This window comes from Halostagnicola larsenii XH-48, assembly GCF_000517625.1.
Lineage (GTDB): Archaea > Halobacteriota > Halobacteria > Halobacteriales > Natrialbaceae > Halostagnicola > Halostagnicola larsenii.
This window is the reverse complement of sequence record NZ_CP007057.1, coordinates 154127-175699: the sequence shown is the minus strand read 5'-3', so window position 1 is coordinate 175699 and position 21573 is coordinate 154127. Positions and strand designations below refer to the sequence as shown.

The 21573-nt window shown below is 57.1% G+C and carries 15 protein-coding genes and 2 pseudogenes; 7 read left to right on the top strand and 10 right to left on the bottom strand.

Features of this window, described 5'->3' with window-relative positions; translation table 11 throughout:
* Positions 1-86 precede the first annotated feature (86 nt).
* Together HALLA_RS17115 and HALLA_RS17110 are read right to left on the bottom strand one after the other, a co-directional pair.
* A complete protein-coding gene (locus HALLA_RS17115; RefSeq protein WP_174887914.1) occupies positions 87-1856 on the bottom strand; it encodes a Na+/H+ antiporter NhaC family protein in 1770 nt (589 codons plus the stop codon).
* A 197-nt stretch (positions 1857-2053) separates the two neighbouring features.
* Positions 2054-2818, bottom strand: a complete 765-nt coding sequence (locus HALLA_RS17110; protein ID WP_049954717.1) for an IclR family transcriptional regulator — start codon at positions 2816-2818, stop codon at positions 2054-2056.
* Between the two features lie 634 nt (positions 2819-3452).
* Here HALLA_RS17110 and HALLA_RS17105 point away from each other — a divergent pair.
* Together HALLA_RS17105 and HALLA_RS20210 are read left to right on the top strand one after the other, a co-directional pair.
* Entirely contained in the window at positions 3453-4688 is a 1236-nt protein-coding gene (locus HALLA_RS17105) for a methylaspartate ammonia-lyase (protein ID WP_049954716.1), read from the top strand.
* Between the two features lie 21 nt (positions 4689-4709).
* Positions 4710-5289: pseudogene (locus HALLA_RS20210) on the top strand (IS6 family transposase).
* A gap of 210 nt (positions 5290-5499) precedes the next feature.
* Here HALLA_RS20210 and HALLA_RS21470 read toward each other — a convergent pair.
* A pseudogene (locus HALLA_RS21470) lies at positions 5500-5655 on the bottom strand (IS5/IS1182 family transposase); the annotation flags it as partial.
* Positions 5656-5787: 132 nt separating this feature from the next.
* On the opposite strand from HALLA_RS21470, the gene HALLA_RS17100 reads away from it, so the two are divergent.
* Together HALLA_RS17100 and HALLA_RS17095 are read left to right on the top strand one after the other, a co-directional pair.
* The gene (locus HALLA_RS17100) at positions 5788-6660 is read left to right on the top strand and encodes a DMT family transporter (protein ID WP_049954715.1); all 873 of its coding nucleotides are present in this window, start codon (positions 5788-5790) and stop codon (positions 6658-6660) included.
* A 547-nt stretch (positions 6661-7207) separates the two neighbouring features.
* On the top strand, positions 7208-8014 hold the full coding sequence (locus HALLA_RS17095) for an aldo/keto reductase (protein WP_049954714.1): 807 nt from the start codon (positions 7208-7210) through the stop codon (positions 8012-8014).
* 108 nt (positions 8015-8122) lie between these two features.
* On the opposite strand, the gene HALLA_RS17090 is transcribed toward HALLA_RS17095, so the two are convergent.
* Complete coding sequence (locus HALLA_RS17090; RefSeq protein WP_049954713.1) at positions 8123-9211, bottom strand: Gfo/Idh/MocA family protein; 1089 nt, start codon at positions 9209-9211, stop codon at positions 8123-8125.
* Positions 9212-9504: 293 nt separating this feature from the next.
* Between HALLA_RS17090 and HALLA_RS17085 the strand changes: the two genes are divergently transcribed.
* Positions 9505-10614, top strand: coding sequence for a Gfo/Idh/MocA family protein (locus HALLA_RS17085; protein WP_049954712.1), 1110 nt, complete (start codon positions 9505-9507; stop codon positions 10612-10614).
* Between the two features lie 166 nt (positions 10615-10780).
* On the opposite strand, the gene HALLA_RS17080 is transcribed toward HALLA_RS17085, so the two are convergent.
* The 6 genes from HALLA_RS17080 to HALLA_RS17055 form a co-directional block, all read right to left on the bottom strand.
* Positions 10781-11584 carry a sugar phosphate isomerase/epimerase family protein gene (locus tag HALLA_RS17080; protein ID WP_049954711.1) on the bottom strand — a complete coding sequence of 268 codons (804 nt, stop codon included), beginning with the start codon at positions 11582-11584 and terminating at the stop codon, positions 10781-10783.
* Positions 11585-11754: 170 nt separating this feature from the next.
* Complete coding sequence (gene iolM / locus HALLA_RS17075) at positions 11755-12909, bottom strand: scyllo-inosose 3-dehydrogenase (RefSeq protein WP_049954710.1); 1155 nt, start codon at positions 12907-12909, stop codon at positions 11755-11757.
* A 113-nt stretch (positions 12910-13022) separates the two neighbouring features.
* Positions 13023-14765 carry a thiamine pyrophosphate-binding protein gene (locus tag HALLA_RS17070; protein WP_049954709.1) on the bottom strand — a complete coding sequence of 581 codons (1743 nt, stop codon included), beginning with the start codon at positions 14763-14765 and terminating at the stop codon, positions 13023-13025.
* A gap of 219 nt (positions 14766-14984) precedes the next feature.
* On the bottom strand, positions 14985-16034 hold the full coding sequence (locus tag HALLA_RS17065) for an LLM class flavin-dependent oxidoreductase (RefSeq protein WP_242406247.1): 1050 nt from the start codon (positions 16032-16034) through the stop codon (positions 14985-14987).
* 125 nt (positions 16035-16159) lie between these two features.
* Positions 16160-17398: a mandelate racemase/muconate lactonizing enzyme family protein gene (locus tag HALLA_RS17060; RefSeq protein WP_049954708.1), complete on the bottom strand. Its 1239-nt coding sequence runs from the start codon at positions 17396-17398 to the stop codon at positions 16160-16162.
* 424 nt (positions 17399-17822) lie between these two features.
* Complete coding sequence (locus HALLA_RS17055) at positions 17823-19322, bottom strand: CoA-acylating methylmalonate-semialdehyde dehydrogenase (protein ID WP_049954707.1); 1500 nt, start codon at positions 19320-19322, stop codon at positions 17823-17825.
* 204 nt (positions 19323-19526) lie between these two features.
* Between HALLA_RS17055 and HALLA_RS17050 the strand changes: the two genes are divergently transcribed.
* Positions 19527-20294 (top strand): IclR family transcriptional regulator, encoded by a 768-nt coding sequence (locus HALLA_RS17050; RefSeq protein WP_049954706.1) that lies wholly within the window; start codon positions 19527-19529, stop codon positions 20292-20294.
* A 291-nt stretch (positions 20295-20585) separates the two neighbouring features.
* Positions 20586-21401, top strand: coding sequence for a sugar phosphate isomerase/epimerase family protein (locus HALLA_RS17045; RefSeq protein WP_049954705.1), 816 nt, complete (start codon positions 20586-20588; stop codon positions 21399-21401).
* Positions 21402-21573: the final 172 nt, after the last annotated feature.

Sequence of the window (21573 nt, the reverse complement as noted above, 5' to 3'; positions counted from 1 at the left end):
TTGTATCAGTAACCAGAGGTCTATTTGAGCCACATCTTTGCTTCTCTCTTCGTCAAAAACGCTGAACAGAAGTACCTATCCTCCCGCTAGAAGCCGAGGGTCATGAACCCGAATACCAGACAGAGATACGCGATAACGATCCCGACTGCGGTCAGCGGGATCGATTCGACGAATTTGTACCGGCCGTTGATCCGCGTTGTGTCGGTTTCGCTTCCGTTTTCGATCGCATCGACGTCGATTTCACCGTTGTCGATGGCCTCGGTAGTCGGCATGACTTCGGGCAAGTTCTTGCGGCGAGCATCGAACTTGTTCAGCACGATGACGGCACCCGCGGTGAGGACGACTGAGAGCGGGAGCAACACCAGTGGCGACGTCACACCGACCGCGTACAGGAGCAACATCAGTACCGTCACACCGGCTGCGGTCATCGCGAACGGAATCTGCGTCGTCACGTGATCGATGTGGTCCGAACCGGCGAAGATTGAGGACATGACAGTCGTATCACTGATCGGTGAGACGTGATCGCCCCAGATCGCTCCACCGAACAGGACGCCCATGAGGACCGGCAGGATCGACAGTCCGGACAGTTCGTAGCCGAGCGGAATCGCGAGCGGCGTCAGGATCGCCATGGTCCCCCACGACGTCCCGGTCGTGAGCGCAATGAACATTGCCGCAACGAAGATGAGAAGCGGCAGGAACGATCCGGGAACACCGCTGCCGACCATCACGTCGACGATGTACTGGGCCGTCCCGACCTGTTCAGCCGCGTGGCCGATACTCCAGGCGAGGACGATGATCGCGGCCGCGATCATCATCGTCTTGAACCCGCTAATTACGGTATCGCTCGCTTCTTCGATGTCCATGGTTCCGAACCCGACGGAACCGAGCATGCCGACGGCCATGAACGCGAACGAACCGTATAGGAGACCGAGTGCGACATCGGTTTCCTGGAACGCAGTCGCGATATCGACGCCGGACTGGTGGCCTCCACCGAGCCACCACATCGAGATGAGTCCGACTATCAGCAGCGACAGAATCGGCGCGAAGAAATTGATCAGCGTCGGGTTCTTCTCGCTCGGTTCACCGACGTCGGTCGTGATGTCCGAGAGCGGCGTCGCGTCGTCCCGGTGAGTCTTTTTTTCTTTGCGCGAACGCCACTCAGCGTTCAGCATCGGACCGTAGAACCGCTGTGTGATCGAAATGAACCCAACCATGAAGAACGCTAGGAAACAGTAGATATTCCACGGAATGCTCTGCAAGAATAGCCCGAATGCGGTGAGACCGACTTCTTCAGCGGTGAACTGGGCGGCTTCGAACCCAACGATGATCATCGATACCTGATACCCGATCCAGTTCGATACGGGTCCGAAGGTCGTAACCGGCGAGGTCGTCGAGTCCAGCACGTAGGCGTGCATCTCTCGAGAGGTGTTGTTTTCCTGAGATAGCTCGCGAGTCGCGTTCCCGGTCACGATGGTGCTCGTATACGAGTCGAAGAAAATGAAAATCCCAATGAGCCACGTTAGGATTTGCGAGTCTCGTGCCGTATTTACCCGATGACCGATCCAGTTCTGGAGCGCGATGATTCCACCTGATTTGTAAATGAACGCGGCACCAGCGCCCATGAACATGATCAGGATCAGGAACTTGGTGTCGAACGGCGATCTAACGACTTCCACGATCCAGTCCATCGACAGCGCCGTCGCCGCGATCGGATTCCAATCGGCGATCATCAACGCACCAATCCATACCCCGGCGAACAACGACACGAGCACCTGCCGCGTATACATCGCGAGTACGATCGCGAGAACCGGTGGTGCCAGTGCGAGTGCTGCAACCGGGAGGGATTCGTATGACATACACACCCAATGTGAGAGTTACACTATTTTAATCTTTTGAATGAGGATCAGGAAGCGATCAGATGGGCACGCAGTGGCGTTCTCTACGGGATATCCAACAGATATAGCTGGAAAATAGATGCGTACAGCATTTCGATTTGAGAGTATCGCGGCCACAATCGGTCGGTTATCGGTTCTTTCGTCGATCTCGAAAACGACTACAGGAGCCCCTGTGAGACCAGTTCCGTCTCGAAATCCGGCACAACTCGCTGCAGAATGTCGGGAAATTCCTGGTGGAGGTCGGCGTCTTCGATCCGGTACTCCGGACCGGAGATAGTGAACCCGCCGATGACGGTCCCATTGGGACCCTCAGCGACGACGCCGGCGACGCGTTTGCCCGGAATCGATTCCTGATCATTGATTGCATAGCCCCGTTCTCGAGTGCGCTCGAGTTCGGTGTCAAGTTCCGCCCGAGACGTGATTGTCTCTTCGGTGAGTCCCGGGAGACCCCATCGGTCGGCAATCTCGTTGACGCGTGACTCTGGCAATCGAGCGAGGATCGCCTTCCCGATGGCTGTCGTATGCATGTACTCGTAGTTGTTGAGCCGAGAACTCGGCTTAGCGGAGCTACCGACCGAATCAAACAGCGTCACGATACGACCGTTCTCCTCGATCCCGAAATCGGATTCCTCGTTTGACTGCTCGGCGAGTTCAATGACATACTTGCCCGCCAGTTCGAATACTTTGCTGCGGTTCCGGACGTACATCCCGATGTGATAGAACCGCGCCCCGAGTCGGTATTCGTCGCCGTCGGAGGCGACGTAACCGTGTTTCGCGAGGGTATAGAGGTGTTTGTAGACGGTGCTCTCGGATAGCTCGAGCGTCGCCGCGAGTTCGGCCGGCGTCTCCCCGTCGAGTTCCTGAATCGCCTCGATCACCGCTAACGATGTTTCGGTCGTCGTCAAAAGTTGACTTTCGATCATACTGTCTCTTTCTCTCCAAGTCTTATAAATCCATGTATCATAGAATTTTCGTTATTCAGCGTAGCAACCATTCATTGGTGACATTAATAGTAGGGCACTCCTCCCTTGCTCAGTACGGATCTTGGAACCCGTGCCTTTTGATTTTTATCTCCTTGGCTCTGGTGAATCACTAGACGGCGTTCGGATTGGGGTTAAGACTCGGAGGATCGTGGCGAAATCTTCTTGTGCTCGTTCTCAGCGGTAGCTATCTTCGCAACAACCTCGATTGGCCCTTGTCGAGGGCGGTTACAACGCACGCTCACCAGCCGAACCCAACGTCCTATAGCGATTCACCAGATCCATCTCCTTCTCCTTTGGAAGACTGACCGTCTTCCTCACCGCATCCGAGTCGCTGAATTGGAACACGGCCAATTTACCCACCTCGTACCACCGCTTCGATTCACCACATATATTACGCTCATATGTGTGTAAATGATGCTCCTTCTCGCCAGCCCAACAAAGAGCCGCGTTAGAAATCGTTCTATGTATAATAGAATGAAATTCGCCATCAAATTGGGCGCAGCTCAAAATCAACGATTGTTCTATAATAGGAATTTATATATGACCCCTCAATAAATACTGGCATGGACGACAAATGACAGAGATAGCTAACGTAACTGCAGTGGTAACGACAGGTGGGTACTACTTCGACGATAAGAAAGCTATCGTGGCGAACGCAGATCGAGATGGATTTCTGTACAAAGGAGAAGCAATTACCTCAGGGTTTACCGATGTCCGTCAACCGGCCGAAGCAACGAGTGTAATAATCGAACTTGAAAACGGTCGAACCGGTATCGGTGATTGTACAGCGGTCCAATACTCTGGATTCGGTGGCCGCGACGCGTTTTTTACTGCGGAGGACCACCTAGACGAGATCGAGACAACTATTTCGGAGGCCCTCGTCGGTCGAGATGCCAGTGCGTTTACGACCAACGTCGAGATCCTGAGCGACATTGCTGACACGGAAGAGTTACACACGGCAGTCCGATACGGGGTCTCCCAGGCGCTACTCGATGCCGCAGCGACGGCTTCTGCACAGACGATGACGGAGGTAATCACTGACGAATACGATATCGACCGTTCGCCCCAACCGGTTCCAATCTTCTGTCAAAGCGGCAGTGACCGCCGTCGAAACGCCGAAAAGATGATTCTCAAAGAGGGTCCCGTTCTTCCCCACGGGCTGTTTAACTCGGTAGATAAGATCGGTCGAGAGGGAGAACGGCTCCTTGAATATCTGGATTGGCTTAGCGATCGAGTGACCGAACTCGGTTCTCCAGGGTACGACCCGACGTTTCACGTAGATATCTACGGGACGGTTGGCGAAATCTTTGCACCTCCGTACGATCGTGACGAGGTGATAGACTACTTCGCAGCTCTCGACGACGCCGCATCGCCGTATTCACTTCAAATAGAGAGCCCGATAGAGGCAGGATCACGCGACGAGCAGATTCACGTGCTCGGAGCACTCCGAGACGCCCTAACCGAGTGTTCGGTGCCCGTAGATATCATCGCCGACGAGTTTTGTAATACCTACGACGACGTCACCGCTTTTGTCGATTCCGGCGCCGTCGATGTTGTCCAGATAAAGACGCCCGATCTCGGTGAAATCACTGCAAGTATCAATGCTGTCCAATACTGCGAAAACACCGATACGCGTGCATACTTAGGCGGAAGCTGCGCGGAAACAGATGTCTCTGCTCGGGTCTGTGCACAAGTAGCGCTCGCAACGCAACCGGAACAGATACTGGCGAAGCCCGGAATGGGAGTCGATGAAGGATATCAGATCATTGCCAACGAGATGGCTCGGACGTCCTATCGAATAAGCAGTTGACGACCTTCAAGTAGCGACCAGATTATTTTGAGTTTTGTGGAGTGAGGGTGGACACCGCCCAGCTAATGGAGTTGAGTATTCGACCCCATCTTGCTGAATTATCACTTTCAAATACTAATTAATAACTCGAGAAGTTCAGCGTCGAGTGATCACGGAAGGCTGTTCACGATTGGGTACAGAAAGTTAATCTACAGCCAGCAACGGACGCGAATCCGAATCACGGTTTCGTCGATCGCAACGTGATTCGGATTGACAACCAACAGTATTAGCTGTACGCTGCAGTCAATCCTGAAACAAACAAAATCACCATATGCGGCTGTTTTCATCGACTACGGCCACATTGACTGAACTCTTTTCACAAAAACTAACCGAGAAACATGATATCGAAGACGCTGTGTTTCTCGTTGATGGAGCACAACATTTCCAGACAGCACTCCGTCGACGTGGACCCCGATTTCGATATGAAAACCATCGAAATCGGAATACTATTGAACATATATTTAGGTAGATAGAATAATTAACCTATTTCTTCTCAAACTGTTTCAGTCACGTCAGCCCATCAACCTCAGAATCATGGCTCCAAGTCTTCGCCGTCTGGTAGAATATTACAAAATAAGCACGACTTCTCATGCTTCTGCTTTGGATGTGTTTTAACGTGAAATACATGCTCACTCAGTTGCGTATTGACCGCTAACTATTTTTCGACTGAATGTCTGGCTTCTATATGGAAACAATCCTCTCCGCCGTTACATCCTATTTGCAATTGGATTGATCTACTCGATTCTGTTGAATCGCCACATGACGGTTGACTCTATGGTTTCATGGCTCGCTTGACGTTGTAGACGATGCATTTGAGAACAATTTCACGGAATTCTCGGAGCCCAGCACGCGCTCGCACGGCAGTGACGAGCGTGCGCTTGAGTGACGAGAAGGCGGTTTCGAAAAGCGATCGTTGGGCGTACAGAGAATGATACTCGTCGTCTATTTCGGCACTGAAACTCCAATACGGGCACTTGCCCGGTCAGATCGTCACAACCGCTCAGGCATCTCGTGAATTCAAAGCGAATGTTTCTTGCATCCGACCGACTCAAAAAGGAGTGTGAATCTTGGAATTGCATTCGCCAGTCTGGCTGCGCTCCTCTACGGAACGTCATTGTTCGTGATGAAGCAATGGTTCGCTGACTACCCGTCGTCAGCGTTCCTGTCGATTACATATACGCTTTCGATGCTACTCTATATTCCAGTCGTTATCGCCAGTGATGCGCCCTTCCTCTCTGTCTCGAACCGACTAAACGTCCTTGGTTCGATTTTCGCGATAACTGTATTGACAGCGCTCGCTATGGTCTTTCTGTTCCGTGCAATTCGACTCGGCGAGATCTCGTACGTTTCGCCGATCAGTAAAATCATTCCAGTGTTCGTACTGCCACTCGAAGTGGGACTCCTGAGTCAGCGACTCTCCGTACTCCAAGTCGGCGGCGTGGTCATCGCGACGATTGCGATCTACGTCGCTAATTGGCAGGGGACTACGCTCCGTGCTCCACTCAAGCGGGCTACTCAATCGCGGCCGGCCCAGTTGGCGTTGTTGTCGGCCGCTACGTTCGCGGTCGTTGATGTGGGCAAACGCGTGCTAATGCAGGAGATGGCCGTCGCACCAACAACATATCTGCCGTTGATGTTTCTCGGCATCGCTGTACTGATCGGGCCACTGGCTATCCGTGCTCGCTGGCCGAACAACTGGTGGCGCGATTTGCCCTATTTCGTCGTGACGGCACTTATCATCGCGTCCGGGAACCATGTCGTCTTGCTCGCCTTTCAGCGACTGCCTGCAAGTATTGTTTCTCCGGTCGTCAATGGACAAGCGATCGTCGCTGTAATTCTGGGAGCGATCTTCCTCGAGGAGTCACATCTTCGAGCTCGTTTCGTAGCGACGGCCCTGGCAATCAGCAGTATTGTACTGATTTCTAGCGGGTGAACGGGGATATTTACCGCTGAAACAGCTGCCACTCCATGCCACCGGACGAGAGGGACTGAGGGACCTCGTTTGCGTCTTACAAACGTCCAAATGCGCCAACTTTGCTGGGTGATTCATCTCGGAACGATCACACCCATACAATTACACATGTATGGGTGTAAATTCTTTCGGAAGGCGCTACTTCATTTCGTTCGGCCGGAAACACTTCAACGTTTGACCGACTGTTGAGATTATCCCCTCGTCCGGTAGTTCGTAATGATCAAACACAGATAGAGTCACTGGATTGGAGTAACAGCCGTTTTCATGAGCACTCGTTCATAGAAGCCGGAATTTATTCGCAGAATTCGATACGAGGGAGAGAATGTCGTTTTCGTCTTGCAAACGCTGTCTTCTGGTCGCTCAACGGCATCGTGAAAACTGCTCACTGGGTTATGATAGGTAATCACTATCGTCAGGCACTGGCCCAATACCCAGAATAGAGTTGAGTTTGACCTCAAGCAACCTTCGAACGAGAAAATATAAGGGCCGCTCGAGCCTTGTTTCGGGCATGCTTGAGAAAAGCGACTACAGGCTCGGATTCGGGACGTACAGTCTCACTGACGAGGACGGGATCGACGCCCTCGTGACGGCGATCGAATCGGGGTACCGTCACCTCGATACGGCCCGTCTCTACGGAAACGAAGCGGAGGTCGGCGAGGCTATCGCCCGTGCCAACGTCGATCGCGACGACCTGTTCGTCGCCACGAAGATCGCCCATTTCGAGGAACCGGAGAAGACGCCGGACTATATTCGAAATGGCGTCGAGGAAAGTCTCTCTCGACTCGGGATCGAGACGATCGATCTGCTCTACCACCATTGGCCCCGCGGCCAGGACGACATCGAGACCGTATTACCCGTCTTCAACGAACTCGTCAATTCGGGACAGGTCGAGCGCGTCGGCGTGAGCAACTATACACCCTCGGATCTAGAACTTGCCGACGAACTCCTCGAACCGTCACCGTATGCGGTCCAGGCCGAGATGCACCCGTTCTTACCACAGGAGGAACTCCGTGCGGCCGTCCGAGACCGTGACGCGTACTTCGTCGCTTACTCCCCGATCGCGCAGGGCGAAGTGTTCGATACCCCTGAAATTTCGTCGATCGCCGACAAACACGACGTGAACGAGGCCACAGTTAGTCTGACCTGGCTCCTCTCGAAGGATGACGTCGTTCCGATTCCCCGGTCGAAGACGCCCGAACACATTCGGAACAACCGCAAGGCGCTTGAACTTGAATTGGACGACGAGGATATCGAACGAATCGACAACATCGATCGCCGACTCCGCTGTGAGGACCCTGCTTGGATGGAGTGGTAGTGATCGAACCCACAATGGTAGCACTGTAAGACGACATGTTCTTTCCGGCGGTTTTTCGGCGATTCGGGTAGGTGCACCGTCGTTCAGTTGCGTCGAAACGGCCCGTAACTAGCGGCTGACGCTACTCGCCTCGCCCTCCTTGTCGTACGTTCGGATAAGGTCGGCAATGAGTTCGACATCTCGCTTCGATTCTGCTGGTGGCGTCCGGGGCTCAGCCGATCCCTCGATACACTCGAGGAAGTGTTGGAGTTCCCGTTTGAACGGTTCGTCCGACGAGGGAGTATACTGTGTCTCCGTCGTCTCTTCCGTGCCGAGTTTAGCGCGGACATCCGACGGGGTGTTCTTGATGAACGCATTTGAGAACTCGATTGATGCCGATCCCTCGGGGGCGTCAACGTGAATGCGCTCGTCGTAGCACTTCCGATCGCTCGTCCCGGCCTTCAAGAGACATCGTCGGTCTCCTTCGTACCGGAGTTGTGCAGTGATAAATTTCCAGTCGTCGAAGATGTCGATGTGGTCGATCTGTTCGACGGATCCGAACACGGACCGCAACGCATTGATATCGTGGCAGATGCTTTCAAGGTGGAAATCGTACGCCTGCGAAAGCGTCTCGTCATCGGTTCCAATCGCCTGTTCGACTTGCTGGCGGCGCTCTTCGTTGCTCTCCTCGATGAACGAGTCCGCGAGGTCGGCGTAGACGATATCGTAGTTCTCCTCGATGACCGAGCCGACGTCCGGGGGGATAACGGTACTCGTGACGAGATTGACCTCGGAGACGTCGTCGACTGCAGACTGGAATCGCTGGAAGCCGGGATCGAACTGTTTCATGTAACCGACCATACAAACCGCGTCCGACGCTTCGGATGCATCGACGACTCGTTGTGCGTCTGCGGGCGTCACGGCCACCGGCTTTTCGACGAACGTGTGTAAATCCGCCTCGAGAGAAGCGATTGCTACCTCCGCGTGGGTGTGCATCGGCGTGGTGATCACCACGCCGTCGAGCGTTTCGGCCTGATCTTCGATCAGCGCCGTACTCTCCGTGTATCGATGGGAAACGTTGTATCGGTCACCGAACGTTTCGACCACGTTTTCGCCAGGATCTGCGATCGCGTGAATGTCAGCTTCGGGCAGTTCCGCGAGGTACGGAACGTGCATGATCTGTGCGATAGCGCCGACACCGATAACTCCGATTTTCATCTCGAGAGAAGGTTGTTCATCATTCCACAAATAACTTGCCAACGACTACCACGAGATGCCGCGTACTACGATGGAAGCCCCTAACTCAGGTTGAAGATTCGACGGTCAACATCAGCGGGTAGTGATCCCGGTATCTATTTGCCCGATGCGATCAATCCGTCCAGTATGCGGTCTAGCACTCGTCTCGGGGATAGCCCTGGGACTAAAACGAGCGGACGACAGCATGAAGTACGGACTCGAGTTGAGACGAAATCGATTACAGCTGCCACGTTACACAGCGGAGGTCGATTCCGATGAGCCTACGCGTCGGGTTCATCGGCTACGGCTTCATGGGACAGGCCCACGCGAACGCACTGGCTCGCCTCCCGATGTTCTTTCCCGAGGCACCGGACACCGATCGACACGTCCTCTGCGGGCGCAACGAGGAACGCGTCGCCGCGGCCGCCGATCGGTTCGGGTTCACCCACACGACCGACGACTGGGAGACGCTCGTCGACGAGGTGGACGTCCTCTACAATCTCGGACCGAACGACCTTCACGCCGAACCGACGATCGCAGCCCTCAAGCAGGATGTCCACGTCCTCTGTGAGAAACCGCTCGCTGCCTCTCTCGAGAACGCCGAACGGATGGTAACAGCAGCAAGGGAGAGCGACGCTGTCGCCGCGTGCGCGTTCAACTACCGATACGTCCCAGCGCTTCGGCTGGCGAAGGAACTGATCGAGCAGGGCACGCTCGGCGAGATACGACACGTCCGCGGGCAGTACCTCGTCGACTGGCAGGCCGATCCCAAGCATCCGTGGGTCTGGCGTAACAACGTCGAGCGGGCGGGCTACGGTCAGGTCGGCGATGTCGGCTCACACACGATCGATCTTGCTCGTTGGCTCGTCGGGGAGATCACTGACGTTAGCGGACGGCTCGCGACGCTTGTAGACGAACGGCCTGCGGCCGACGACGAAAGCGCGCGACCGGTGACAACCGACGATATCTACCTCGCAACGGCGTCGTTCGAATCCGGTGCTGTCGGCGTCTTCGAAGGCTCGAGCGTAGCGTCGGGACACAAGGCAACCAATGCGATCGAAATCATCGGCTCCGAGGGCGCAGTCCGATTCGATCTCGAGCGGCTCAACGAACTCGAGGTATACGACGCCGACCGACGGGGCTACGAACGGATCCTCGTCACCGATGACGAGGATCCGTACGGCGAGCGATGGTGGCCGGCTGGCCACACGATCGGCTGGGAACACACCGTCGTTCACGAAAATTACGAGTTCCTCCGCGCGATTGCGGACGAGGGCGATGGTATCGTTTCCTTCGATGAAGCGCTGACGGTACAGCGAATCGTCGACACGGTCGTCCAAAGCGACGAGCAAGGGCAGCGACTCGCGGTCGAGACCGACGCCTGATCGCGCAGCCGATCTCCAACCCCGGACAGTTCCTCGATTGGAGTATATTCTATCAGCGTGCTCCGAGCGATTGCTGCCGTCGCTGCGCTGCTCGTGATCGCCGACAGAAGGGTAAGTGGCGGTTGATTGCTACTCGCGGCGATTCCGCCCGATTACCGACTTGTTCTCACGCGTTGGTTGCGTCGGTCCAGTGATCGATGTTGCGCTTTGCGTGGACGAGCCTGTCGTTACGTTCGTTCTCGATTTCGATTGTAATCTGTCCCTCGTATCCGATCTCGTCGAGCGCTTCGTCGACAGCTTCGAAGTCGATGACGCCTGCTCCGAGATCGACGAACGACGTGAGGAACACGAAGAGGCTGTCGTACTGGATGTTCCCCGCGGAAAGGGTATCGACGTGACTCTGGAAGTCGACTGTTGGGTCGATATCTTTGAGGTGAACGTACGCAATATCATCTGCGAACCGATGGATGCCGTCAAGGACATCGCCGTATGGCTGGTAGTGTGCCGTGTCGTACAACAACTCGAGGTTGTCGGGTGCTCGGTCAAGCCACTCTTCGATTTCTTCGGGACTCTCGATGTGTGAGGCACCGTGATGATGGAGGACGGGCGTGACGCCGGCGTCGGCGGCCGCCGTACAGATTCGATCGAGCCACGCATCGAACGTTTCGTCGGTCTCCTGGCCCCGCGGCGGGGGCAAGATCCCGAGGAAGCGGGCGTCGAGTTCGGCCGCGATCGCGGCCCCGTCGACTGCCGCCTCGACGTCTTCCTCGTTGTTGAGCCAGCCCGCCATGACACAGTAGATGTCGAGGCCGTTTTCCTCAAGGGACTCCTGCAGGGAGTCGACGCCGATGTATTCGACTTTGCCGAGACCGATCTCGACGCCGTCGTACCGACAGGCGGCGAAGTCACCGAGGCCTTCAGACAGTACCTCCGCTGGGTCGTACATGATGGTCGTGTATCCTACGCCCATACACAATCCACTACCGGGCGACATAATAAATAGTGTGGTTTGGTGACGAATGCCGGGCCACTGTACTAACAGTGGAGAAAGAACCGTTTGTTACATCGATTGAATTTATACGGCCAGCAATCTCCATCACGAGATCGTCACGTAAACGGCCAATAGCGCTCGAATAGCGTCTACATCTTGATGAGAACTTTCCCGTCGACGCGCTCGGCAGCCTGCCGAATTGCTTCGTCGGCGTTGGAGAGATCGAACGTGGACGTGACCATCGGTCGGTTATCGAGCTGTCCGGCGGCCATCAATCGAATCACTCGCGGGTAGACCTGCTGACCGGTGTGTCCCTCCGACCCATAGAGTTGGGCGCTGTTGCCCTGGTACTTCCGCAGTGCAATTCCAGGGTCGGATCCGGCATTGCTGATATGGACCACATTTGCGGTCTCAGCCAGCGTATCCCCGATAGCGGGGTACGTCTGCGTGACCGCACCGGCAGTCTCAACGTGAACATCAGCTCCCTCGCCGTCCGTAACCGAGGCGATCGTCTCAATCGGATCGTGTTCGATCGGATTGTAAACGTGTTCGTAGCCGAGCTTTCTTGCGATCTCGCGGCGCTCGTCGGAGGGCTCGAACGCAATCACCTTACCCGCGCCGGCGGCCCGAGAGACGTTCATCCCGGTCAGCCCGATCGGACCCGCACCGTGGTAGACGTGATAGTCCCCGGGCAAGATCCCGTCGGCTCGAGCGAACAGTCCGTGGTACGTGATGGTGCTCGGCTCGATCGTCGCGGCGGCTCGAAGCGCTTCGTCGTCCGTTTCGTACGTTTCGCGAAGCGCTGAGACATCCCAGCACAGTTTCTCCGGGACGGCGACATACTCTGCGAACGCGCCTGGAATGGTAAAGCCGATCTGTTCGAAGTTCTCGCAGTGGCCGTTGAAGCCCTGCCGGCACATATTACAGCGCCCACAGTAGTCGGTAACCTCCGCAGTGACGAGGTCGCCTGCCTCGAACAGTTGTGTATCATCGCCCGTCTCGACGATCTCACCTGCGAACTCGTGGCCGGTCACGTTCGGGAGACGGAGGTACGCCGAATAGTGGACGTAACCGTCATCGTCCGTCTCGAGCATGGAGACATCGCTCCCGCAAATGCCCGCGTACTTCACTCTGACGAGCACTTCGTCGTCCTCCGGTGTCGGCCGTTCCCGCTCAGTCATTCGGAATTCGGGATTTCGCCATACCTGTGAGGCGTCCATCGCTTTCTTTGATTCGCGCTCGGCGTCCGAAACGTCATATTCCGCACGGGGGTCCCACTCGGCGTCCACTACAAGGGATTGCATACTATGTGGTTTGCTATCATCTATTATAATAATATCGGAGTCAGGATGCCCCCGATTAGCAAGGACAGAAACTCGAGTGATTCGCTCGTGCGTATCCGGCAGCGATCGCCCGGTTAGTCGTCCGCTTCGAGATCCGCCAGATCCCACTCACCAGTGATGATGGCGCCGGAGTCGGCGCTGTCGGGTTCGACGACGGCTTCGACGAACGCGGGGCCGTCGTGCTCGATAGCGTCCGTGATCGTTTCCGTGAGATTTTCGGGTTTAACGACGCGTTCGGCGAAATCGATGCTGAACGCGTCGGCCATCTTCACGAAGTCGACATCGCTGTCGTTGTCGAACTCCGTGTTGAGAACCCGGTCCCAGCCGTACTTGTCGACTTGCAGATTGCGAATCGACTTCCAGCCGTTGTTGTTGACCACGACCCAGGTGACATCGATGTCGTGTTCGACCGCGCAGGCGACTTCTTGGTTGCACATCAGGAAACTTCCGTCGCCTTCGATGTCGACAACGGGCCGGTCGGGTTCGGCGAGTTTCGCTCCGATCGCGGCAGAGACGCCAAAGCCCATCGTCGAGAATCCGCCACAGGAGATGTTCGTCCGCGGATCGTACACCGGGAACTCCGGGTTCGTGATCTCCTGGGGTTGACCCGCGCTTGAGACGATCATGCCCTCGCGGGGCAGTGCCTCTCGGAGACTCGCGAGTGCGCGGGCGATACTCATCGGAACATCGTCGGTGTGGCGCTGTTCGACCTGTTCCTGCCAGTCGGCCCACAGGCGCTGGATCTCGTCGTAGTACTCGTTGTCCTCGGTCGACACTTCGTCGACGCGCTCGAAGACGGCGTCGTGGAGTTGGTCGGTGACGACCTTGGCGTCGCCGAGGATGCCGACCTCGACGGGGTAGTTCTTGCCGATCTCCGTGTTGTCGATGTCGACGTGGATCAGCTTGCTCGGCGGTATCTCGAAGCTGACCCCCTGTTCGAACGATGACGTGTGCAAGTCGGAGAATCGACAGCCGATCCCGAGGACGACGTCCGCGTTGCTCGCAAGTTCGTTTCCGGCCGACGACCCGATCCAGCCTGCGTACCCGACGAAGAGTTCGTGGTCTTCGGGGATGATCCCCTTCGCCTGGAACGTCGGAATAACGGGTGCTTTCAGGTGTTCGGCGAGCGCTTGCACCTCGTCCCATGCCTCGCCGAGCATACACCCACCGCCGGGAACGATCACGGGGCGATCAGCGTCGGCGAGCAGGTTCGCCGCCTCTTCGATCGATTCCGGATCGCCGCCCGGTCGACTGTGCGTGCGCGTCTCCTCGGGATCGGGAATCTCGACATCCGCGGCACTTCCCTGTACGTCCATCGGGATGTCAACGTGGACGGGTCCCGGCCGACCCGTGACGGCAACCTGAAACGCGCGTCGCAAGGTCCGAGGGAGCTGTTCGACGTCTCGTACGACGAAGCTCCGTTTTGTCACCGGTTCCATCACGCTCGGGAAGTCGCCGGGTTTCTGCCGGTCGAGTTCCTGCAGGATCCCCTGTCCGTACTCGTGAGTCTGTGGCGCTCCGGTGAAGATGACCATCGGAATCGAGTCGACGTACGCCGTCGCAGCACCGGTAACGGTGTTCGTCGCTCCGGGTCCAATCGAGGTGAAGACCGCGAGCGGATCGCCTGATGCGCGGGCATACCCGTCCGCAAGGTGGGTCGCGCCCTGTTCGTGGCGCGGCTGAATAACCTCGACATCGGAGTCGTTGAACGCGTCGAGCAGGTTGGTGCTTCCGTGACCGGGAATGCCGACCAGATACTCTACGCCCTCCTTTTCTAGATACTTGGCGACGATCTCGCCACCAGTAAGCGTGGGCATATTCAATGAATTATCACGGTGTATCATAAATATTCGCCCTTGGCTGTCGGTTCCACGGATCACTGATATACGGATCATCGATCCTGCACCGATACCGAAAACACCTGATACCTAGCAGCCGTCGAGAATGGTGACTGGGTCGAACGTTGAGCCGAATAGCTGCCTCCAGCTCGGTTGCGAGGTTTCTGACTCCAGCGAAGGGGCTCTCCTGACCGCTGGTCACAGCGACGGAATCACGTCGTCGTTCATCACCTCGAATAGCTGCTCGGGATCCGGGCTGGTGTTCGCAACCGCGATCCGATCGAAGCCCATCTCGGCGTACTCCTCGAGCTGACTCGCAATGGCCGACGGATCGTCAGCGATCAAAAACTTCTCTTCTACTTCCTCGCGGGTTGCCTTCTCTCCCTCAGCTTCGATATCTCTCGGGTCCGCCAGCGCCCGGTCAAAGACGTTCTGGGTCGTCGCGTGCCACGGGCGCGTCGCCTCGAGCGCCTGCTCGTAGTCGGAGTGGTAAGACGCGGTCACGAGCAGCGTCGTCTCGATCGCGTCCGGGTCGTTGCCCTCCTCTTCGGCGTAGCGGCGGATAGCGGGGTAGAGCCGCTCGGTGTACTCCTCTCCTTTCTTGACGGTGACGAACCCATCGGCATACCGCGCCGCGAGCCGGGCGGTGCTTGGCCCGTTTGCCGCGATGTGAATCTCCGGCGACCGCTCGGACATCGTGTACAGTTTGGCCTCGTCGAGTTCGAACCGCTCCCCGTCGTAGGTGACGAATCCGTCCTCGTCGATCCTATCACCGACATCGTCGCTGACCCACTCGTCGTCGCCCCAGAGCGCGCGGATGATTTCGAGGGCTTCCTCAAGCCGGTCGCGGCGTTCGGGGTACTCGGGCCAGTCGAACCCGAGCGGCGTCTCGTTCATCGCCTCACCGGTGGAGAGACCGAGCAGTACCCGATCATCGTGGAGGTGTTGAAGCGTGGCGAACGCCTGTGCGATCATCCCGGGATGGTAGTGGCCCGTCGCGGGCGTCACGCAGGTCCCAATCGGGCCGTCCAGCCGTTCGGTGGCTGCGCCGAGCCAAGACCACGCGAACCCGGAGTCCGCTTCCGTATGAAACCACGGGTGGAAGTGATCCGACGTCCAGACGGTTTCGTACCCGCTGTCGGTCGCGTGTTCCCCGTAGTCCAACAGCGTCGATGGGTCGTACTGCTCCTGATGCGCCATGTAATCGATGTTAACCATCGGCACCTGACAGTACGGCGGACTGTGCATTAGGTTTTGTGCTCGACTGCCGACCGGATCCGGGTGAGAACGTGTTTCATCTCGAGGAGAGCCGCGGTGAATGACGTTAAGGAGCGGTGGGGAAAAGAATCTAGCAATCGCACCGCGCAGTCGTGTCAGGACCGTGTTTTCCGGTGTTCGTCGACGACGTCCCAGTCGAGTTCGATGCCGAGTCCCGGCCCGTCGGGGACCGTAAGCCGTCCGTTCTGGATGAGCGGGTCGTCCCGCGCAACGAGGTCGTCCCACCATGGCACCTCGCGGGCGTGATACTCCAGGGCGACGAAGTTCGGAACCGTCGCGCCGACGTGGGCGGTCGCGACCGTCGCAACTGGGCTGCCGATATTGTGCGGAATCAGCGCCTGATAGTAGGCCTCGGCCATGTCCGCGATCTTCTTCGTCTCCGCGATACCGCCGGTCTTCGGAACGTCGGGGGCGAGGAAGTCCACCGCTTGCTCCTCGATTAGATCGCGGAACCCGTGCCGGCCGTAGCGGTTCTCACCGGTCAACAGCGTCACGTTAGTCGACCGTTTCAGCTCCCGCATCGCATCGGTGTTCTCGGGCGGGAGTGGATCTTCGACCCAGGCGAGGTCGTAGGGTTCGATAGCTTCGCAAAGTCGTTCGGCGGTTTCGGGACTGAAGTTCCAGTGAAGGTCAACCGCGACCTCAGCGTCGTCACCGACTTCCTCGGTGACGGCCTCGACGACGGATCGCTTGTGCTCGATCTCCGGGGGATCGAAGTGTCTCGAGAGCGTGTCGATGTCCCGTCCGGACGGAACATCGAGATCGAACTTGACCGCGTCAAACCCGTCTTCAACCGCCAATCGGGCAGCTCGTGCGTACGCCTCGGGTTCGTAGGTCGTCTCCTCCTGGCCCTCCTCGGCCGAGGAAACCATCGCTTCCCCCGCGTGGCAATCGGCATAGACGCGAACCTCGTCGCGGGTCTTCCCGCCGAGTAGCTGGTAGATCGGCTGGTCGAGTATTTTGCCGGCCGCATCCCAGAGCGCGATCTCGACACCGCTGATGGCGATCGTCCCGACGCCCCACTGCGATCCTCGGCCCGAGAGGCTCTCGCGCATGAGGTTGTAGAGCCGCTCGACGTCGAGCGGGTTCTCACCGACGAGTACGGGTCGGAGGTAGTCCGTGACGATCTCGTGAACGCCCGGTGAGGGGTAAGCCTCGCCGATCCCCGTCACGCCTTGATCGGTCTCGAGGGTGATGATCGTCCACGGGAAGTTACCGTCGATGACGAACGAATCGATGTCCGTTATCTCGGCAGTTGGTCCCTCCCGTTCTGGTGTTTCGTCGAAGTCGGTCCACATCGTCGCCGCGAGAGTTGATGCAAAGTCTTCGTACATGGTTTGTGTCGTAGTTTCGTCTCTGTGTTCGGCTGGTTTCGCTGTCCTCGGAATCGCGTTTTTGCCCCGGAACAGACCCGCGATGAACTGGCCGCATGTCCGGACCGGCGAGATACGACGCCTCGCATCGGTCTTGCTCCGTGCGATCGACGGGAGCAGTGCAACTCGCTCTGATTACCGCCGGCGCCCTGAAGCGGCGTCGGGGTGGTTACGTCACAGCCGTTGAGAGCGAGTCGCATTATCAAATCGATTGAGGAGATGCCTGTTATAGCTTCCGGTGATCGAAAGCGAGTGATTCGCTTCGACGACGAATACGTGACTAGGGTATCTCGAACAGGCCACACGACGAATTTCCACAAAAGAACAGACCCATCGGGGGTTCACTGGGTAACTGACCTTGGTTGTCGGAAGCGAGGTTCGAACCTTAGCTATACCACCGTTCGATCTGAACCGTTTTCTCAGTGTAGAAGTTGACCGCATCTTCGCCCTGAGCGTGCAAATCGCCGAAGAACGACGCTTTCCGCCCGCCGAAGTGGAAGAACCCCATCGGAGCACAGACGCCGACATTGACGCCGATGTTCCCCGCATCGACCTCGTACTTGTACTGGCGCGCCTCGCTGCCCGATTCGGTGTAGATCGAAGACGCGTTGCCGTACTCCGTCGAGTTGACCATTTCGATCGCCTCATCCAGGTCACCGGCGTCGGCGAGACACAGCACCGGCCCGAAGATTTCCTCCTGTGCGATCTCCATGTCGGTCGTGACACCCTTAAGGAGCGTCGGACCCAGGAAGTGGCCGTCAAGTTCTGCGTTCGAGTGTTCGAAGTCACGTCCGTCGAGGACGAGTTCAGCTCCCTCCTCGAGCGCGTTGTCGATCAGGTCGATAACGCGTTCGCGCGAGTCGCCTGTAATCAGGGGTCCAACATCAGTATCCTCATCGACACCGGCGCCGACGGTAAGGTTCTCGGCGGCTTCGATCAACTGTTCGCGGAGTTCATCGTAGACATCGCCGACACCGACGACGACGTCGTTGGCGAGACAGCGCTGGCCGGCGTTACCGTAGACGGAGCCGGTGATATTCGGAACAGCATCGTCAACCGCGGCGTGCTCGGTAACAACGGCGTAGTTCTTCGCGCCTCCCTGTGCCTGGACGCGCTTGCCGTGTTCGGCGGCAGTCTCGTAGACGTGCTTTGCAACGGGGGAACTTCCGACGAACGAGACGCCCTCGATGTCGTCGTGCTCGAGCAGTGCGTTGACAGTGTTGGCCCCGCCGTTGACGAGGTTAACGACTCCATCGGGGAAACCGACCGCGTCGACTGCCTCGAAGATGAGCTGGGAGCTCAACGGGACCTTCTCGCTGGGTTTGAGAATGAACGTGTTCCCGGACGCGACCGCGTATGGAAGGAACCACAGCGGGATCATCGCAGGGAAATTAAAGGGCGTGATGGCGGTGAAGACGCCGAGAGGCTGGCGAACAGCGTATTCGTCCATACCGGGTGCGACATCTTCGACGTTTCCGCTGCCCTCACGCATCATGTTCGGCATTCCGCAGGCGACCTCGACGTTCTCGATACCGCGTTGGATCTCGCCGCGGGCCTCTGCGATGGTCTTCCCGTGTTCGCGGGACAGTGCAGTCGCAATCTCGTCGAGTCGGTTCTCGAGTTCGGCCTTCAGATCAAAAAGATACTGTACTCGGTCGACGACGGGCGTCTGTCGCCATTCCTCGAACACCTCGTCCGCCGTTCGGACTGCCTCGTCGACGGTTTCTGCGGTCGAGTATTCGACCGTTGCGAGTTCATCTCCTGTTGCAGGGTCGACCACCGGTTGGGAGGTCTCAGTGGTTGGTGTCGTCCACTCCCCACCAACGTAGTTATCGACGCGGTTACGAACAGCTGGCGAAACGGCTTGCTCTCGTTGCTCGGACATACAAGATATTCGTTGCGGCACGAACACAAATACGTTACGCTCGTTCTATCTCGAGAGGCCCCTATCCTCGTTCACGTTGATTTGATGGGGCCGCTGACTACTCAACTGGTCCAGTATCATGCTCAGCAAAAATGAGGTGAGGGCAGCTACTGGTTCGTTTGGCAGACACAAACAATTTAGTGGACCCGCGTGTTTGACTCCCACATGGAAAAGGCGACAAAGCCGAGAACGATTCAGGCGGTGGGGATCACGCTTGAAATCATTAACTACCTACACGAACACGATAGCGCTCGGATCACAGAAATCGCAGACGAACTAGGCCGATCAAAAGGAACAATTCACTGCCATCTAGCAACGTTGCTCGAGAAGGAACACGTTGTCAAAAAAGGTGATGCCTACCAGCTCAGTCTCCGGTACCTCGAGCTTGGCGAGGGCGTCAAGAAGCACCTCGGGATCTATGATGTCGTAACCGACGAGCTGGCCGACTTAGCCGAGCAATCCGATGAGCTGGTTCAGTTCGCGACGGAGGAACACGGCCGCGCAGTATACCTCTACAAGGACGGCGGCGAGCGGGCCGTTCAGACAGCCTCGTCGATCGGAAAACGGGAGTACCTTCATTGTATTTCGCTCGGAAAGGTGATTCTCGCCCATTACCCACGCGAGCGCGTTAAAGGGATAATCGATCGGCACGGACTGCCGGAGTACACCTCGCAGACGATTACTAGCCGCGATGAACTTTTCGAGGAACTCGAAACCATTCGCGAGCGCGGGTACGCATTCGACGACGAGGAGAAAATCGAGGGACTTCGATGTGTCGCGGCACCAGTAATGGCCGGCGAAAACGAGGTACTTGGGGCGGTGAGCATTTCCGGGCCCTCGAGTCGGATGACGGGCGAACGGTACCGAGAGGAACTTCCCAACATGGTCACCCGATCCGCGAATGTGATCGAAATCAACGCAAAGTTCTCCTGACTCCACGCTCGTTTCTGGAGTCTCTCGCACTGGTTCTGGTCTTTTCGGACCGCTGCTTGCACCCGTCAAGTAGGGCTCTGAGAAGTGTTGCCCGAAACACGAACGGTACCCCGATTATCTCGGCGCGATTTGATCGCCACTCAGGTTCGAGACCGCCGTCCGTCTGCTCGGAGAGAGGATACCAGTAGCATCCAACACGAGTGGGCCAGCAGTGACTGGCCAACTGCCCAGCACAGTCGGAACGTCGTCGATTCCGGAAGATATTTTCCATGTCCCATGTTTGAATCCCACATGGGAACTGGATACACAGCCATTATGTACGATGCCGAGGACATCGAGGACGCTTTCGGAGATATCGCCGCCTGCCGGTACGATGGTATCGAGATCGGACTCGAGAAGATTCGCGCAAACGGCCCCGAAAAAGTTGGTCGGTGGCTTGATGAGTATAATCTGGACCTCTACCTTGCGATGAGCGAGTGGATCGAGAGCGAAGATGCGGTCCAGCGAGTACTCGACGACATACCGACTGTCGCCGACCTTGGTGCCGAGTTCGTTGGGATACTGCCGCCACAGCGCGCCCGATACGACGACCTAACCGTCGAGCAATGGCTATCGCGGATCAGCGATACTGCCGTCGAGGCCGGAGTGCGGCCAGTCGTCCATCACCACGGTGCGACGGCCATCGAACAGCCCGGGGAAATTCGACGCTACCTCGACGCCGTCGACGGGCTCGAACTCCTCTTCGACACCGCTCACTACTACCCCTACAGCGAAAATTTCCCCGCAGGCGATGTAACCGACGGAATCGAGCAGTTCGCGGATGACATCGCGTACGTCCACCTCAAGGATGTCGATCCGGTCAAAGATTTCGCAGCGAACCGGGACGCCCTCTCTGCGGCCGACTTCCATCTAGACAACGTCATCAACTACTTTCGATCGTTCACTGATCTGGGGAACGGGATCCTCGACTTCGAGGCGATCCATAAGGCACTCACAGACACCGGATACGAGGGACATTATACTATTGAGATCGAAAATCAGACCGATCGACCGCTCATCCACGCCAAGGAGAACTACGACTACTGGTCCACAATCCAGACCGTGTAACCGCGAGTGTCCGCGAAACCGACCGAACGCGACACTCGAGATGCGTAGTCACGACCGACGAATCACTCGAGTAACTTGCTCCACACGAGTAGCGGCTGGCGGTCACCGAAACGGGCTGTGACCAGGCTCGAGGCGGCAGATCGAAGTCAAGTCAGTTGTATCAGCGACGCAC

Coding starts and splice junctions, on each gene's coding strand:
- iolM (WP_049954710.1), bottom strand. CDS start 12,909: ATGCAATCCCTTGTAGTGGACGCCGAGTGGGACCCCCGTGCGGAATAT.
- HALLA_RS17070 (WP_049954709.1), bottom strand. CDS start 14,765: ATGCCCACGCTTACTGGTGGCGAGATCGTCGCCAAGTATCTAGAAAAG.
- HALLA_RS17095 (WP_049954714.1), top strand. CDS start 7,208: ATGCTTGAGAAAAGCGACTACAGGCTCGGATTCGGGACGTACAGTCTC.
- HALLA_RS17050 (WP_049954706.1), top strand. CDS start 19,527: ATGGAAAAGGCGACAAAGCCGAGAACGATTCAGGCGGTGGGGATCACG.
- HALLA_RS17060 (WP_049954708.1), bottom strand. CDS start 17,398: ATGTACGAAGACTTTGCATCAACTCTCGCGGCGACGATGTGGACCGAC.
- HALLA_RS17105 (WP_049954716.1), top strand. CDS start 3,453: ATGACAGAGATAGCTAACGTAACTGCAGTGGTAACGACAGGTGGGTAC.
- HALLA_RS17085 (WP_049954712.1), top strand. CDS start 9,505: ATGAGCCTACGCGTCGGGTTCATCGGCTACGGCTTCATGGGACAGGCC.
- HALLA_RS17055 (WP_049954707.1), bottom strand. CDS start 19,322: ATGTCCGAGCAACGAGAGCAAGCCGTTTCGCCAGCTGTTCGTAACCGC.
- HALLA_RS17065 (WP_242406247.1), bottom strand. CDS start 16,034: ATGCACAGTCCGCCGTACTGTCAGGTGCCGATGGTTAACATCGATTAC.
- HALLA_RS17110 (WP_049954717.1), bottom strand. CDS start 2,818: ATGATCGAAAGTCAACTTTTGACGACGACCGAAACATCGTTAGCGGTG.
- HALLA_RS17045 (WP_049954705.1), top strand. CDS start 20,586: ATGGGAACTGGATACACAGCCATTATGTACGATGCCGAGGACATCGAG.
- HALLA_RS17115 (WP_174887914.1), bottom strand. CDS start 1,856: ATGTCATACGAATCCCTCCCGGTTGCAGCACTCGCACTGGCACCACCG.
- HALLA_RS17090 (WP_049954713.1), bottom strand. CDS start 9,211: ATGAAAATCGGAGTTATCGGTGTCGGCGCTATCGCACAGATCATGCAC.
- HALLA_RS17080 (WP_049954711.1), bottom strand. CDS start 11,584: ATGGGCGTAGGATACACGACCATCATGTACGACCCAGCGGAGGTACTG.